This window comes from Klebsiella sp. D-Nf1 (genome assembly GCF_002810515.1).
Lineage (GTDB): Bacteria > Pseudomonadota > Gammaproteobacteria > Enterobacterales > Enterobacteriaceae > Klebsiella > Klebsiella variicola.
The window spans coordinates 1,199,147-1,214,567 of the sequence record NZ_PIOK01000001.1; the positions used below are offsets into that span (position 1 = coordinate 1,199,147).

Here is a 15,421-nt window from a genome sequence, read left to right on the forward strand (position 1 = left end):
GTGCTCCTGCGGCAAAATAAACTCTTCACAAGCATAAGCCGTGTTGCCGGAAGCGCAACGTCGCGCCGCCGGCAAGGCGCGGATTACAAACGGTCGGCGTCCACCACCGCCTGGACAAAGTCTGCCGGGTCCTCCTGCGGCGGATTATGGCCCACCGCCCCCTGCAGATCCCGGTGTTCATATTTTCCGGTAAATTTAGCCCGGTAGCTGGCGGGAGCCGGATGCGGCGCGCCGTTATTCGCCCCTTCAAGGGTGATGGTGGGCACGGTTATCGGCGGTAGCGCCGCCAGCCGTTGTTCATAGCCGGCATACTTCGCTTCCCCCTTCTCCAGCCCCAGGCGCCAGCGGTAGTTGCTGATGGTGATCGCCACGTGGTCCGGGTTATCCAGCGCCCGGGCGGTTCTGGCAAAGGTCGCGTCGCTGAATTGCCACTGCGGCGACGCCTGATGCCAGATAAATTTCGCAAAGTCGTGGGTGTTCTGCCGGTAGCCGGCTTCGCCGCGCGGGGTGGCAAAATAGAACTGATACCACCACGACAGCTCAGCCTGCGGCGGCAGCGGTTTTTCGCCAATCTGCTGACTGCTGATCAGATACCCGCTGACCGAGACCAGGGATTTCACCCGCTGCGGCCACAGCGCGGCGACGATATCCGCCGTGCGCGCCCCCCAGTCAAAGCCGGCCAGATCCGCCTGCCTGATGTTCAGGGCGTCCATCAGATGGACAATATCGGCCGCCATCGCCGACGGCTGACCGTTACGCGGCGTGCTGGCGGAGAGGAAACGGGTCGTACCGTATCCGCGCAGATACGGCACAATGACCCGGTAACCCTTCTGCGCTAAAGCCGGCGCCACCTGGGCATAGCTCTGAATATCGTAGGGCCAGCCGTGCAGCAGGATCACCGGCTGGCCGTCGCGCGGGCCGATATCCACGTAGCCCATATTCAGATCGCCGGCGCGGATCTGGTGGATTTTGTCGAACGCCCCCGCGTCTTCAGCGGCGCAAACGGCGGCGGACCACAGGGTGGATAACCCCAGCGCCGCGGCGCTGGTATAGCGGATCAGGGATAATCTGTTCATCACTTTCTCACCTTTTTATCGTCATCAAGAGAGTACGTGACCAGTTAAGCGGAAATTTGTATCCGCCATGTGCCCGACCGGGGCCGTTTTTATCTCTTAATGTCAGCGCTGCGCCGCGGGATACAGTGTGATACAGAGTCGAGGTTGGCAATTGTTGCGGGCATGTGAATTTCTGCTTGCCCCAGGGCATAAATCCGTTACCGTGGCAGGCATTTTTCACCACTTAAGAACGCAGGAACCCGCTATGGCGATTTTTGATGGTCACAATGACCTGCTGCTGAATCTCTGGCTTCACCATCGCGAGGATCCGGTGAGCGCCTTCTTTGCCGGGATAGAAAACGGCCATCTCGACTATCCGCGTATCCGCCAGGGCGGGCTGGCCGGCGGCTTGTTCGCCCTCTTTGTGCCGCCGCAGGAGTATATCGCCCGCGTGGCGCCGCAGTACGCCAGCCAGGCGTGGGATCCGCTGGCGATCCTCTGGCAGCAGTTGGCTATCCTCAAGGCGATTTGCGCCCATGACGCCAGCCGCGCGCGGCTGTGCCTGAGCGCGGCGGATATCGAACGCTGTCGCCAGGATAACGCGCTGGCGATGGTGGCGCACATCGAAGGTGCTGGCGGGTTCGACGCGCAAGGCGAAGATCTGCAGGCCTTTTATCGCGCCGGGGTGCGCAGCATCGGTCCGTTCTGGAACATCGCCAATCGCTTCGGCTGCGGGGTCACCGGCGCCTTTCCCGGCAGCCCGGACAGCGGGCCGGGTCTCACTCGCGAGGGCATTGCGCTCATCGCTCAGGCCAACGCCCTGAAGATGCAGATCGATGTTTCGCACATGAATGAACAGGCCTTTTGGGATACCGCCCGCCATTCCACCGCCCCACTGGTGGCCACCCACTCTAATGCCCACGCCCTGTGCCCGCAGCCGCGCAATCTGACCGACCGGCAACTGCGGGCGATCCGCGACAGCGGCGGCGTAGTGGGCGTCAATTTCGGCAATGCTTTCCTGCGCGCCGACGGACGGCGCGACAGCGACACGCCCTTAACCACCATTGTCCGGCATATCGACTATCTTATTAACATAATGGGTGAGGATCATGTGGCTCTCGGCTCGGATTTTGACGGCATCACCCTGCCCGACGAGCTGGGCGATGTGGCCGGCTTACCGCGGCTTATCAATGCCTTGCGGGACAATGGCTATGATCAATTGGTGCTGGATAAGCTGTTGTGGAACAACTGGCTGCGGGTATTAAAAAAGGTTTGGCAACAATAGGTTATATTGTAAACATAAAGTTAATTCCTTACAGATTCCGGGTTGATCTCTCTCCCGGTGAAGCGCAATATGCGGCGGCCGTCACAGATCCAGCGTTATCCGTGAGGCCTGTCGTCATTTTTAAGAGGAACAAAACATGTGGAAGAAACCTGCTTTTATCGATTTACGTCTTGGTCTGGAAGTGACGCTGTACATTTCTAACCGCTAGTCGCCCCGCCCGCCGTTCGCGCGGGCATCTTCATTCATTACCCGGTCCGTCTTCATGTTAATTAAAGTCCTCGGCTCCGCCGCCGGCGGCGGTTTCCCGCAATGGAACTGCAACTGCGCCAACTGTCAGGGTCTGCGCAACGGCACCATTCAGGCCAGCGCACGCACCCAGTCGTCGATCATCGTCAGCGATAACGGCAAAGAGTGGGTGCTGTGCAATGCCTCGCCGGATATCAGCCAGCAGATTGCCCATACCCCCGAGTTAAATAAACCCGGCGTACTGCGCGGGACGTCTATCGGCGGCATTATTCTCACCGACAGCCAGATCGACCACACCACCGGGTTGCTGAGCCTGCGCGAAGGCTGCCCGCACCAGGTGTGGTGCACGCCGGAGGTTCATGAGGATCTCTCCACCGGCTTCCCGGTGTTTACCATGCTGCGACACTGGAACGGCGGCCTGGTGCATCATCCCATCGCCCCGCAGCAGCCTTTTACCGTTGACGCCTGCCCTGATTTGCAGTTTACCGCGGTGCCGATCGCCAGCAACGCGCCGCCCTATTCGCCGTATCGCGACCGGCCGCTGCCGGGCCATAACGTGGCGCTGTTTATCGAAAACCGCCGCAACGGGCAGACGCTGTTCTATGCCCCGGGGCTGGGTGAACCGGATGAAGCCCTTCTGCCGTGGCTGCAAAAAGCGGACTGTCTGCTGATCGATGGCACCGTCTGGCAGGATGACGAGCTGCAGGCCGCCGGCGTCGGGCGCAATACCGGTCGCGATATGGGCCACCTGGCGCTCGGCGATGAGCACGGGATGATGGCCCTGCTGGCCTCCCTGCCGGCAAAGCGCAAAATTCTCATTCATATTAATAACACCAACCCGATCCTTAACGAGCAGTCTCCCCAGCGCCAGGCGCTAACGCAACAGGGGATTGAAGTGAGCTGGGACGGGATGGCTATCACCCTTCAGGATACCGCATGCTGATCACCGACACGCTGTCGCCGCAGGCCTTTGAAGAGGCTCTGCGGGCCAAAGGCGCCTTCTACCATATTCACCACCCTTACCATATCGCCATGCATAACGGCGAAGCGACCCGCGAACAAATTCAGGGCTGGGTGGCGAACCGGTTTTATTACCAGACCACCATTCCGCTGAAAGACGCGGCGATTATGGCCAACTGCCCGGATGCGCAGACCCGGCGCAAATGGGTGCAGCGGATCCTCGACCACGACGGTAGCCACGGCGAAGATGGCGGGATCGAAGCCTGGCTGCGGCTGGGGGAAGCGGTCGGTCTGAGCCGCGACGACCTGCTCAGCGAGCGTCACGTGCTGCCCGGCGTGCGCTTCGCGGTGGATGCCTATCTCAACTTCGCCCGTCGCGCCTGCTGGCAGGAGGCGGCCTGCAGCTCCCTGACCGAGCTGTTCGCCCCGCAGATCCATCAGTCGCGCCTCGACAGCTGGCCGCAGCACTATCCGTGGATCAAAGAGGAAGGCTATTTTTACTTCCGCAGTCGTCTGAGCCAGGCTAACCGCGACGTTGAGCATGGTCTGGCGCTGGCGAAGGCCTACTGCGACAGCGCTGAAAAACAGAACCGGATGCTGGAGATCCTGCAGTTTAAGCTCGACATCCTGTGGTCGATGCTCGATGCCATGACCATGGCCTACGCTCTGCAGCGCCCGCCCTACCACACGGTCACCGACAAGGCGGCCTGGCACACGACCCGACTGGTGTAATCATGCAAAAAACGTCCATCGTTGCCTTTCGTCGCGGCTACCGACTGCAGTGGGAAGCCGCCCAGGAGAGCCATGTGATCCTCTATCCGGAGGGAATGGCGAAACTCAATGAGACCGCCGCGGCGATCCTCGAGCTGGTCGATGGCCGGCGCGACGTCGCGGCGATTATCGCCATGCTTAACGAACGTTTCCCGGAAGCCGGCGGCGTCGATGACGACGTCGTCGAGTTCCTGCAGATCGCCTGTCAACAGAAGTGGATCACCTGCCGTGAGCCAGAATAAACCCGCCGTCAATCCGCCGCTGTGGCTGCTGGCGGAGCTAACCTACCGCTGCCCGCTGCAGTGTCCCTACTGTTCCAATCCGCTGGACTTCGCCCGGCAGGAAAAGGAGCTGACCACCGAACAATGGATCGAGGTCTTTCGCCAGGCGCGAGCGATGGGTAGCGTACAACTGGGCTTTTCCGGCGGCGAGCCGCTGACCCGTAAAGATCTGCCGGAGCTGATCCGCGCCGCGCGCGACCTCGGGTTCTATACCAACCTGATCACCTCGGGAATTGGGCTAACCGAGAGCAAACTCGACGCCTTCAGCGAGGCCGGACTGGACCATATCCAGATTAGCTTCCAGGCCAGCGATGAGGTGCTCAACGCCGCTCTTGCCGGCAATAAAAAAGCCTTCCAGCAGAAGCTGGCTATGGCCAGAGCGGTGAAAGCGCGCGACTACCCGATGGTGCTGAACTTCGTCCTCCACCGGCATAACATCGACCAGCTCGATAAAATTATCGAGCTGTGCATTGAGCTGGAAGCTGATGACGTCGAGCTCGCCACCTGCCAGTTTTACGGCTGGGCGTTTCTTAATCGCGAAGGGCTGCTGCCGACCCGGGAACAGATTGCCCGCGCCGAGCAGGTGGTCGCCGATTACCGGCAGAAAATGGCCGCCAGCGGCAACCTCACCAACCTGCTGTTCGTCACCCCGGACTATTACGAGGAACGCCCGAAAGGCTGTATGGGCGGCTGGGGATCGATTTTCCTTAGCGTCACCCCGGAAGGCACTGCGTTGCCGTGCCACAGCGCGCGCCAGCTGCCGGTGGCGTTCCCGTCGGTGCTGGAGCAGAGTCTGGAATCGATCTGGTATGACTCGTTCGGCTTCAACCGTTATCGCGGGTATGACTGGATGCCGGAGCCGTGCCGCTCCTGTGATGAAAAAGAGAAAGACTTCGGCGGCTGCCGCTGTCAGGCCTTTATGCTGACCGGCAGCGCCGATAACGCCGACCCGGTGTGCAGCAAATCCCCACATCATCACAAAATCATTGAGGCCCGGCGTGAAGCGGCCTGCAGCGACATCAAAGTCAGCCAGCTGCAGTTCCGCAACCGTACCCGCTCGCAGTTGATCTACAAAACCCGGGAACTGTAATGACGCTGGCGACCCGCACCGTCACCCTGCCGGTCGGCCTGCAGGCCACCCTGGTTCATCAGCCGCAGGCCGATCGCGCGGCAGCCCTGGTGCGAGTTGCCGCCGGCAGTCACCACGAACCGTCGTGCTTCCCCGGTCTGGCGCACCTGCTGGAACACCTGCTGTTTTACGGCGGTGAGCGCTACCGCAATGATGAACGACTGATGGGCTGGGTGCAGCGCCAGGCAGGGAATGTGAATGCCACCACCCTGGCCCGCCACAGCGCTTTCTTTTTCGAGGTCGCCGCCGAGGGCCTGGCTGACGGCGTCGCGCGCCTGCAGGAGATGCTGCAGGCGCCGCTGCTGCTCAGGGACGATATTCAACGCGAAGTCGCGGTTATCGACGCTGAAAACCGCCTGATCCAGCAGCATGAGCCGCCGCGACGGGAAGCCGCCGTGCGTCACGCCGCCATCGCGCCCGCGGCGTTTCGCCGCTTTCAGGTCGGCGACGCCGGGTCGCTGGGGGAGGATTTCCTCGCGCTACAGGCGGCCTTACGTGACTTTCACCGCAGCCACTACGTCGCCCGCCGGATGCAACTCTGGCTGCAGGGGCCGCAGTCGCTGGAGGTGCTTGGCGAACTGGCGGCACGTTTCGCCGCCGGGCTTGCCCCGGGCGAGGCTCCGCCGCCGGCGCCGCCGCTCACTCTGGGCGAGCCCCCTCAACTGCAGCTGGCCGTCTCCAGCCTGCCCGCGCTGTGGCGCTGCCCGCTGATCGCCTTAAGTGACAATGTCACGTTACTGCGCGAGTTTTTGCTGGATGAAGCCCCCGGTGGCCTGATGGCCGGCCTGCGCCAGCGCGAGCTGGCCGGGGACGTGGCGCTGAACTGGTTGTATCAGGATCAGCACTTCGGCTGGCTGGCGCTGATTTTCGCCAGCGACCGGCCGGAACAGGTCGACCGGCAGATAACCCACTGGTTGCAGGCGCTACAGCAAACGACGCCTGAGCAGCAGCAACACTACTATCAGCTGTCCCGGCGCCGTTTTCAGGGGCTGTCGCCCCTCGATCAGCTGCGCCAGCGGGCATTAGGCTTTGCCCCCGGGGCGCCGCCCACCGGGTTCGCCGATTTTTGCGCCGCCCTGCAGGCCGCCCCCGCGGTCAGGCTGGCCTGCCAGACGCTGCCCCCCGGAGCAACGGTAGCCACCCAGGGCTTTAGCCTGCCGCTCAGCCGATGGTCGCCACGTCCGGTCTCTGACCCGGCGCTGGCGTTCGCTTTTTATCCGCAGACCGCTGGCGACCTCGAGGCCGAAAGCCCGGCGGAAGCCGCGCCACTGCGTCACCTCCCGTCACCGGGAGAGCCGCCGACGCTCCTGCTCCGACCGCCCTTCTACTGCTCGCCCACGCCGGCCGAAGGGCTGGCTCGCGGGGAACAGCTGCGCCCACTGCTTGCCGCACTGCGCCATGCCGGGGGACACGGCGAGTGGCATCTGTTCGACGGCAGCTGGCAGCTGATCCTGCAGTTGCCGACGTCCGGCCAACGGCCGGAGGCAATTCTGCAGGCCATTGTGGGGCAGCTCGCGCTCCCGGTCGCCCCGCTGACCCCACCGCCGGAGAGTATTGCGATCCGTCATCTCATGGCCCAGCTCCCCGAACGGCTGGGCACGTCAGCGCACCAGGAAGGTTGGCTGGCGGCCCTGGCCGGCGGCAGCGCGGAAGATGCGCAGTGGGTAGCGCGTCAGCTGAGTCGGCTTACCGTCCCGGTTAATCCGCCGATGCCCGCTCCGGCCCCCTGCCGCCACGGTGTCGAGCGGCTGGCTTTCCCCGGGGACGGCACGGCGCTGCTGGTCTTTATTCCGTTGCCGGAAGGCGCTTCGCTGGCGGCCCTGCGGGTGCTGGCGCAGCTCTGCGAGCCGCAGTTTTTCCAGCGCCTGCGGGTGGAGCAGCAGATTGGCTATGTGGTGAGCTGCCGCTATCAACGGGTTGCCGATCGCGATGGGCTGCTGCTGGCGCTCCAGTCCCCGGAACGCCGCCCCGGAGAACTCCTCCGCTGCTGTAAAACCTTTCTCCGCCAGCTGGCCCCCATGGATGAGGCGACCTTCAGGTTGTTACAGCTGCGGCTGGCCGCTCAGGCCCGCACCCGGTTACAACCGAAAGTGCGCGCCCTGGACGCGCTGCGCCAGGAGTATAACTTGCCGGGGGTGACGCCGCAGGCGGCTGACGCGCTGCGCGTTGAAGAGGTGGTCGCCCTGTGGCGTGAGATGACCCGCCGGCGTCGCCGCTGGCGAGTGCTGTTCACGACAGGGAGTTAATGGCCGGGGCATCCGGGGTCAGAAAGTCGCTGACGAAGCGCGTGAGGATCGCCGCGGCCTGCGGGCTCTCCTGCACCTCGTCGTGTAACAGTTGCGGGTCGATGCCCTCCGCCTGCAGCACCGCCTCACGGTAGCGGATCAGCGAGCGGGCAATCGGCGCGGTGAATTCCGGGTGAAATTGCGTGGAGACCGCCTGCGGCCCGTAGCGCACAATCTGGTGGGGATCGTGGGAGGATGCGGCCAGCACGGTAGCCCCCTCCGGCAAACGGGTCACGGTTTGCAAATGGCTCAAATGCGCGGGGAAGGTCGCTGGCAGGCCGCTCAGCAGCGGGTCATCGACACCCCACGGCGAAAGCGCAATCGTTTTGCTGCCGCTTTCCCGCCCGGCAGGATGGTAAGCCACCTCACCGCCCAGCGCATGGGCCATCAGTTGATGACCATAGCAAACGCCGAACAGCGGCATGCCGATAGCCGCCGCCTGACGGATCCAGTCGGCGGTCCGCTCGCTCCATGCCAGGCGATCGGACACCATTGCCCACGAACCGGTGAGAACCGCCACGGTCTGGCGATCCGGCGCCGGCAGCGGTTCATCTTCAAACACCCGCACCGCGGTCAGCTGCGCCTGCCACGGCGCCAGCAGCGTACGGAACCAGTGCGGCAGATCGCCATGCTCCTCGCGGATGGCTGCCGGCGGCGTGCCGGTCTGAACCAGCAATAATCGGTTACGTGTCACCCTTCCTCCTCGCTCCGGGTCATGTTCCTGCCATCACTATGCCGCCGGGAAAGCCGCGGGACAAATAACCAATATCTATGAACGATGCGTATCAGGAATAAGTCCTGTCGCTTACTGGGCATCGGCGCTGTCACGCTGCGGCACGTCAGCCGCCGCGGATGACGCCTGCTGTGGAACAAAGATGTGGTCCAGAATGGCGCGCGCCGTCGGTCCGGCCACTACGCCATCCCCGCCGCCGTTCTCCAGAATCAGCGCCATCGCCACCTTCGGATGCTGATAAGGGGCAAACAGGGTATAGAAAATGTGGTCGCGCAGACGCACCGGGATCATTTTGGCGTTATAGGTCTGGTTTTGCTTCAGACTGAACACCTGCGAGGTGCCGGATTTCGCCGCGATCTGGTACGGTGCGGTATGGAACAACTTGTAGCCGGTGCCGTTGGGCAGATTCGCCATCCCATACATGCCGTTGCGCACAATGCCCCAGTACGGGGATTTCGGATCGCCCACCTGCGGCAGGTTCGCCGGCTGCTGATAACGTTCCACATGATTGCCCTGCTTCATCGAATAGAGCAGATGCGGATCCTGCACCTTGCCATTGTTCAGCAGGGTGGTAAGCGCCTTCACCATCTGGATCGGGGTCGCGATCCAGTACCCCTGGCCGATGCCGACCGAGATGGTATCCCCCTGGTACCAGGGCTTTTTATGCACTCGCTGTTTCCACGCCCGGCTGGGCAGTACCCCGGCATACTCCTCATTAAGGTCGATGCCGGTGGACTGGCCGTAGCCGAACTTGCTCAGCCACTCATGGATCCGGTCAATGCCCATCTCGAAGGCGACCTGGTAGAAAAAGGTATCAGCCGACTCTTCGATGGCTTTGGTCACGTTGAGCATCCCGTGGCCGGTCTTCAGCCAGTCGCGGTAGCGGCGTTCCGTGCCCGGCAGCGTCCACGTCGGCGCGCCGAAGAAGGTGGTGTTCGGGGTGATGACCCCAGCGGAGAGCGCCGACAGCGCCATATAGGGCTTCACCGTCGAGGCCGGCGGGTAAAGACCCTGAGTGACACGGTTGATTAGCGGCCGGTCCGGATTATCGAGCAGCGATTTATAGGCCTGATAGCCGATGCCTTTGACGAACGGATTAGGATCGTAGCTGGGGCTGGAGACCATCGCCAGCACACCGCCATCCCGGGGATCGACCACCACCACCGCCGCGCGCTGCCCCTTCAGCACCGACTCAATATACTGCTGCAGGTGCAGGTCGAGGGTCAGGTAGAGGTTTTTCCCGGCCACCGGCGGTACCTCTTTCAGCAGACGCACCACCCGGCCGTGGTTATCCACCTCCACTTCCTGATATCCAGTGGTGCCGTGGAGCGCTTTTTCGTAATAGCCCTCGATCCCCTGCTTGCCGATATTGTGGTCGGCAGCATAGTTCTCCTCTTCACCGTCTTTCGCCAGCCGCTGCAGGTCATTGTCGTTAATTTTCGACACATAGCCCACCACGTGCGCCAGCTCGGCGCCGTACGGGTATTCGCGCTGCTGATAGCTCTCCACCGTCACGCCGGGGAAACGGAATTCGTTAACCGCGAAGCGCGCCACCTCCACGTCGCTGAGGTCGGACTTCAGCGTCACCGCTTTATAGCGGCTGTTGTGGTGCATATCGTCGCGGAAGCTGGCGATGTCATCCGGTGTCAGGTCGACGATCGGGGTCAGGGTTTGCAGCAGCGCGGCCATATCGGGAATTTTGCTCGGGATCACCTGCAGGCGATACAGGGTAATGTTCTGCACCAGCGGAATGCCGTTGCGATCGAATATCAGCCCGCGGCTGGGGGCGATGGGCAGCATCTTAATGTCGTTCTGGTTCGATCGGGTCTGGTAGAAATCATGCTGCTCCACCTGCAGATGGTAGAGGTTGACGATCAGCACGCCAAAGCAGACCACCACCAGCAGAAAAGCAATTGCGGCCCGGCGGATAAACAGCATCTCTTCCGCGGAGTGGTCGCGAATTTCATCTCTCAAAAGGGGCATTAGCGGTACATCACCTGAATCACAAGAAAAACCAACAGCGTAACGGCCGGGAAGCATAGCCTTATCGCGGCGCCAGCCCTACTGAAAGGTTGCTAATGATCTGGCAGAAATGTTTCAGCATGTTAGAGCGTGGGAAGCCTTTCTGTGTGGAAGAAAGGCTTCAGGGTGCGAGGTTAGCCAGCAACGGGGATTGCTGGCATCTGTTTACACGGTCAACCCGCTTATTTTCTGGCCTCAAAAGCGATCTTTACCGCCATCCCGGCCAGTACCGTCGCCATCAGCCAGCGTTGAAATTGTTGCCAGCCCGGCCGCCGACCAAGAAATAGCGCCACCTGCCCGGCCAGCAAGATAATCATGCCGTTCACCGCCACGCTGATGATCGCCTGGGTACAGCCTAATATTAACGACTGACTGAGCACGCTGCCGAGTCCGGGGGTGATAAACTGCGGCAGCAGGGACAAATACATGATGGCAACTTTGGGATTCGCCAGGCTGGTGATAAATCCCATCAGAAACAGCTTACGCCCACTGTCCGCGGGTAAATCGCGCACCGCGAATATCGGCCGCCCTCCCGGTTTAATCGCCTGCCACGCCAGATAGAGCAAATAAGCGACCCCGCATAAACGCAAGGCATCGTAGGCGTAAGGGACCGCGAAAACCAATGCGGTGATGCCGAACGCGGCACACAACATATAGAAGAAAAACCCCACGGCCACACCGGCAAGGGAGATAAAGCCAGCGCGTTTTCCCTGGCAAATCGAACGCGAAGTGAGATACATCATGTTGGGGCCTGGGGTTAACACCAACCCCAGCGCCACCGCGGCAAAGGCCATTAATGAAGCGAATTCAGGCATAACTTATCTCCAGATATCGGTAATGCCCAGGCGCGCGGCGACGGCGACCATGCTCCCCAACAGTATTCTGTCTTTAGCGCCAGTCACATGGTGCCTAAGTATTAGCTTATTCTGTGTCAGGCAACAACCCCTGCACCGGACATTCGCTACGGTTGCTCAACAGACAAGCCTCATCTTTTTCTCGCAGTAAAATTGTCATATCTCAAACAATTAGCATTCCGATTGCCAGAATGCTGCAGATCGTTTCCTTTGCCGTCTCGTTACGTCTATGGTTAATGGTGAGGTTTATTTTACACCCTGGATCCGCCAGGTCCCATGAGAGGGTATTTCGCCCTTCGTTGAACGGAATTAGCTATTAAATCCGTAGACTCATTCAAATATCGCTTATTGGTAGCAGTGTATATCGTAATGGCATTCACAAAAGCAAACGGAGCCTGATATGAGCACGTCTAACGACCCATCCAACAACGCATCCGCCGGGAAGTGCCCTTTCCACGCCGAGACGCCAAAACAGAGCGCCGGCAGCGGCACCGGCAACCGCGACTGGTGGCCTAACCAGCTGCGTGTCGATCTGCTGAACCAGCACTCCAGTCGTTCCAACCCGTTGGGTGAGGATTTTAACTACAGGGAAGAGTTTAAAAAGCTCGACTACTCCGCGCTGAAAGCTGACCTCAGAACGTTGCTGACCGATTCGCAAGAGTGGTGGCCGGCAGACTGGGGTAGCTATATTGGCTTGTTTATTCGCATGGCCTGGCACGGCGCCGGCACCTACCGCACCGTTGACGGTCGCGGCGGCGCGGGCCGCGGGCAGCAGCGCTTTGCACCGCTGAACTCCTGGCCTGACAACGTCAGCCTCGATAAAGCCCGTCGCCTGCTGTGGCCGGTAAAACAGAAATATGGCCAGAAAATCTCCTGGGCCGATCTTTACATGCTGGCGGGTAACGTCGCTCTGGAAAACGCCGGCTTCCGCACCTTTGGCTTTGGCGCCGGTCGTGAAGATGTCTGGGAACCGGATCTGGACGTCGACTGGGGCGATGAGAAAGAGTGGCTGGCCCACCGTCACCCGGAAAGCCTGGCGAAACAGGCCATCGGCGCCACCGAAATGGGGCTGATCTACGTCAACCCGGAAGGACCGAACGCCAGCGGTGAGCCGCTGTCCGCCGCGGCAGCCATTCGCGCCACCTTCGGCAATATGGCGATGGACGATGAAGAGATTGTCGCCCTGATCGCCGGCGGCCATACGCTGGGCAAAACCCACGGCGCCGCTGAAACCAGCCACGTCGGCGCCGAGCCGGAAGCCGCCCCACTGGAAGCGCAGGGTCTGGGCTGGCACTCCAGCTACGGCAGCGGCGCAGGTGCGGATGCCATCACCTCCGGTCTGGAAGTGGTCTGGACGCAGACGCCCACCCAGTGGAGCAACTACTTCTTTGAGAACCTGTTTAAATACGAATGGGTGCAGACCCGCAGCCCGGCTGGCGCTATCCAGTTCGAAGCCAAAGACGCGCCGGAAATTATCCCGGATCCGTTTAATCCGGGGAAAAAGCGCAAACCGACCATGCTGGTCACCGACCTGACCCTGCGCTTCGACCCGGAGTTTGAAAAGATCTCCCGCCGCTTCCTCAACGATCCGCAGGCCTTTAACGAGGCGTTTGCCCGGGCGTGGTTCAAGCTGACCCACCGTGATATGGGGCCAAAATCCCGTTACCTCGGTCCGGAAGTGCCGAAAGAAGATCTGATTTGGCAGGATCCGCTGCCGGCAGCGACTCATCAGCCGAACGCTGAGGATATCGCCAGCCTGAAAACCGCCATCGCCGGCGCCGGCCTGTCGGTTAGTGAGCTGGTCTCGGTCGCCTGGGCGTCCGCCTCCACCTTCCGCGGCGGCGATAAGCGTGGCGGCGCCAACGGTGCACGCCTGGCCCTCGCCCCGCAGAAAGACTGGCCGGTCAATGCTATCGCCAGCCGGGTGCTGCCGACTCTGCAGGCGATCCAGCGCGCCTCCGGCAAAGCGTCGTTAGCCGATATCATCGTGCTGGCTGGCGTGGTCGGCGTTGAGCAAGCTGCTGCCGCGGCAGGCGTCAGCGTTAACGTGCCGTTTACCCCAGGCCGTGTCGACGCCCTGCCTGAGCAGACCGACGTCGAGTCGTTTGACCTGCTGCAGCCGCTGGCGGATGGCTTCCGCAACTATCGCCGTATCGAAGGCGGTGTATCGACGGAAACCCTGCTGATCGATAAAGCCCAGCAGCTGACGCTAACCGCCCCGGAAATGACCGTGCTGGTCGGTGGCTTGCGTGTACTGGGCGCGAACTACGACGGCAGCAAACACGGGGTATTTACCGACCGCGTCGGCGTGCTCAGCAATGACTTCTTCGTCAACCTGCTGGATATGGCCACTGTCTGGAAAGCGGCCGATGACCACGCGGAGCTGTTTACCGGTAGCGACCGTAAAACCGGTGAAGCGAAGTACAGCGCCACCCGCGTGGATCTGGTGTTTGGCTCCAACTCTGTACTGCGCGCGCTGGCGGAAGTGTATGCCTGCGCCGACGGGCAGCAGAAGGTCGTCCATGACTTCGTCGCCGCCTGGACCAAGGTGATGAACCTCGACCGTTTCGATCTGTAATCCCCCCGCCCCGGCATCCCGCCGGGGCGTTTTTCTCACACCGCCCGCGGCAACTGTTGCAGGCGACTCCGCGTACGCTGAATATCCTCCAGCTCCACCCCGGCCACCAGCGTCTCCAGATCACAGCCGGTCACCAACAGCAAGCGGATCTGCTTTTCATACAGCACATCAATCACATTAATAAAGCGCTGCTGGGCCGCCGGCCCCACCGTAGCCAGCGGCGGCACCTCGTCCAGTAACCAGACGGTATAGCTTTCGCTGAGTGACAGGTAGTCCATCACCGCCGTGGCGGCCTGACAGAGCTGGGCAAAGGTGAAGTGGAGCAGAGTGGATGACGCCGCGGCCGCCAGCAGGGTGCGATAACCTACCGCCAGCGAAACCGGTTCGGCAGGCAGCGACGGCAGATCGTACAGCTGACGCTGTTGTGCATTCGGATTAACCCACATCCGCCCGCTGCAGAAGGCATTATCGACGCTCAGATGACGCTGGCGATAATCCTCCTCACCGTTCAGCGCGATAACCGTCAGGTGGGCGCGGATCAGCGCGATCGACGGTAAAAAGCGATCGTGATACAGCGGATTGGGCAGCAGCATCTCCGGTGGATAGTTTGACGTTGCCAACAGCACAATGCCGCGCTGAAAGAGATGCTCCAGTAAGACCTTGATCAGCATCGCGTCGGCGGGGTCGTGAAGATGAAATTCGTCGAAGCACAGCAGGCGACAGCCAGAGGTCATCTGCCTCATCACCGCCTGCAGATCGGGCGCTCCGGGGGCATTCAGCCGCTGATGTAGCTCGCGGAAGAAGTGATGAAAATGGACCCGACGCCGGGCGGCGAGCGGCAGGCTGGCAAAAAAGTGGTCGAGGATAAAACTTTTCCCCCGCCCGGTCCGTCCCCAGACATACAACCCCTGCGGCGTACCCGCCGCGGACAACAGCTGCTGGCCCAGAGCATCCAGGCGAGCGATCAGCGACAGCTGATCGTCATCGAGCGTCAGACGCGCCCGCGCCGCCTGCTCGGCCATCACACGGGTAAAGCGAAACTCAGCCGTCGTCTCTGTCTGCTCAGAATTCGACGCCATACGTCCATTGTTTAACATTCTTTTAACCTCCTGCGAGGAGGCCATTCTAGCCGCTTTCCCGCGGGTTGGCGAATCGCACAACGGGAAATACCGTCCACGGTGATTTACTTCAATTCTTCGCCTGGCATGCGGCGAAAACCAGC

At 61.5% G+C, this 15,421-nt stretch carries 13 protein-coding genes and 1 riboswitch; of the genes, 8 read left to right on the plus strand and 5 right to left on the minus strand.

Annotated elements, in window-relative coordinates; translation table 11 throughout:
- Positions 1-83: 83 nt before the first annotated feature.
- Positions 84-1,076, minus strand: coding sequence for an alpha/beta fold hydrolase (locus tag CWM54_RS05875; protein WP_100696378.1), 993 nt, complete (start codon positions 1,074-1,076; stop codon positions 84-86).
- Between the two features lie 244 nt (positions 1,077-1,320).
- On the opposite strand from CWM54_RS05875, the gene CWM54_RS05880 reads away from it, so the two are divergent.
- The 7 genes from CWM54_RS05880 to pqqF all read left to right on the plus strand — a co-directional run bounded on the left by CWM54_RS05880 (position 1,321) and on the right by pqqF (position 7,973).
- Positions 1,321-2,340 (plus strand): dipeptidase, encoded by a 1,020-nt coding sequence (locus CWM54_RS05880; RefSeq protein WP_100696380.1) that lies wholly within the window; start codon positions 1,321-1,323, stop codon positions 2,338-2,340.
- Between the two features lie 136 nt (positions 2,341-2,476).
- Entirely contained in the window at positions 2,477-2,548 is a 72-nt protein-coding gene (pqqA, locus tag CWM54_RS05885) for a pyrroloquinoline quinone precursor peptide PqqA (protein ID WP_002905689.1), read from the plus strand.
- Between the two features lie 54 nt (positions 2,549-2,602).
- A complete protein-coding gene (pqqB, locus tag CWM54_RS05890; protein WP_100675547.1) occupies positions 2,603-3,529 on the plus strand; it encodes a pyrroloquinoline quinone biosynthesis protein PqqB in 927 nt (308 codons plus the stop codon).
- Positions 3,523-4,278, plus strand: a complete 756-nt coding sequence (gene pqqC, locus CWM54_RS05895) for a pyrroloquinoline-quinone synthase PqqC (protein WP_019705683.1) — start codon at positions 3,523-3,525, stop codon at positions 4,276-4,278. Before pqqB ends, pqqC begins: the two co-directional genes overlap by 7 nt.
- A gap of 2 nt (positions 4,279-4,280) precedes the next feature.
- A complete protein-coding gene (gene pqqD, locus CWM54_RS05900) occupies positions 4,281-4,559 on the plus strand; it encodes a pyrroloquinoline quinone biosynthesis peptide chaperone PqqD (protein WP_008804779.1) in 279 nt (92 codons plus the stop codon).
- Positions 4,546-5,688 carry a pyrroloquinoline quinone biosynthesis protein PqqE gene (gene pqqE, locus CWM54_RS05905; protein ID WP_100696382.1) on the plus strand — a complete coding sequence of 381 codons (1,143 nt, stop codon included), beginning with the start codon at positions 4,546-4,548 and terminating at the stop codon, positions 5,686-5,688. The genes pqqD and pqqE overlap by 14 nt, the downstream gene beginning before the upstream one ends.
- Positions 5,688-7,973: a pyrroloquinoline quinone biosynthesis protein PqqF gene (pqqF, locus tag CWM54_RS29050; protein ID WP_100696384.1), complete on the plus strand. Its 2,286-nt coding sequence runs from the start codon at positions 5,688-5,690 to the stop codon at positions 7,971-7,973. The genes pqqE and pqqF overlap by 1 nt, the downstream gene beginning before the upstream one ends.
- Here pqqF and CWM54_RS05915 read toward each other — a convergent pair.
- From CWM54_RS05915 to CWM54_RS05925, 3 genes are all read right to left on the minus strand, one after another.
- Entirely contained in the window at positions 7,957-8,706 is a 750-nt protein-coding gene (locus CWM54_RS05915; protein WP_100696386.1) for a glutamine amidotransferase, read from the minus strand. The genes pqqF and CWM54_RS05915 overlap by 17 nt on opposite strands.
- Before the next feature lie 111 nt (positions 8,707-8,817).
- Entirely contained in the window at positions 8,818-10,728 is a 1,911-nt protein-coding gene (gene mrdA, locus CWM54_RS05920) for a penicillin-binding protein 2 (protein ID WP_165785887.1), read from the minus strand.
- Between the two features lie 221 nt (positions 10,729-10,949).
- Positions 10,950-11,582, minus strand: coding sequence for a LysE family translocator (locus tag CWM54_RS05925; RefSeq protein WP_100696390.1), 633 nt, complete (start codon positions 11,580-11,582; stop codon positions 10,950-10,952).
- A 17-nt stretch (positions 11,583-11,599) separates the two neighbouring features.
- Positions 11,600-11,679, minus strand: a riboswitch (ZMP/ZTP riboswitch).
- Between the two features lie 342 nt (positions 11,680-12,021).
- Between CWM54_RS05925 and katG the strand changes: the two genes are divergently transcribed.
- Positions 12,022-14,199: a catalase/peroxidase HPI gene (gene katG / locus CWM54_RS05930; RefSeq protein ID WP_100696392.1), complete on the plus strand. Its 2,178-nt coding sequence runs from the start codon at positions 12,022-12,024 to the stop codon at positions 14,197-14,199.
- A gap of 35 nt (positions 14,200-14,234) precedes the next feature.
- Here katG and zapE read toward each other — a convergent pair whose 3' ends face one another.
- Positions 14,235-15,296, minus strand: coding sequence for a cell division protein ZapE (zapE, locus tag CWM54_RS05935; protein ID WP_100696394.1), 1,062 nt, complete (start codon positions 15,294-15,296; stop codon positions 14,235-14,237).
- Between the last annotated feature and the right edge of the window lie 125 nt (positions 15,297-15,421).

Excerpts from the sequence above, each read along its gene's own strand:
- CWM54_RS05875 (WP_100696378.1), bottom strand. The coding sequence starts at position 1,076 with ATGAACAGATTATCCCTGATCCGCTATACCAGCGCCGCGGCGCTGGGG.
- CWM54_RS05880 (WP_100696380.1), top strand. The coding sequence starts at position 1,321 with ATGGCGATTTTTGATGGTCACAATGACCTGCTGCTGAATCTCTGGCTT.
- pqqB (WP_100675547.1), top strand. The coding sequence starts at position 2,603 with ATGTTAATTAAAGTCCTCGGCTCCGCCGCCGGCGGCGGTTTCCCGCAA.
- pqqC (WP_019705683.1), top strand. The coding sequence starts at position 3,523 with ATGCTGATCACCGACACGCTGTCGCCGCAGGCCTTTGAAGAGGCTCTG.
- pqqD (WP_008804779.1), top strand. The coding sequence starts at position 4,281 with ATGCAAAAAACGTCCATCGTTGCCTTTCGTCGCGGCTACCGACTGCAG.
- pqqF (WP_100696384.1), top strand. The coding sequence starts at position 5,688 with ATGACGCTGGCGACCCGCACCGTCACCCTGCCGGTCGGCCTGCAGGCC.
- mrdA (WP_165785887.1), bottom strand. The coding sequence starts at position 10,728 with ATGCCCCTTTTGAGAGATGAAATTCGCGACCACTCCGCGGAAGAGATG.
- CWM54_RS05925 (WP_100696390.1), bottom strand. The coding sequence starts at position 11,582 with ATGCCTGAATTCGCTTCATTAATGGCCTTTGCCGCGGTGGCGCTGGGG.
- katG (WP_100696392.1), top strand. The coding sequence starts at position 12,022 with ATGAGCACGTCTAACGACCCATCCAACAACGCATCCGCCGGGAAGTGC.
- zapE (WP_100696394.1), bottom strand. The coding sequence starts at position 15,296 with ATGTTAAACAATGGACGTATGGCGTCGAATTCTGAGCAGACAGAGACG.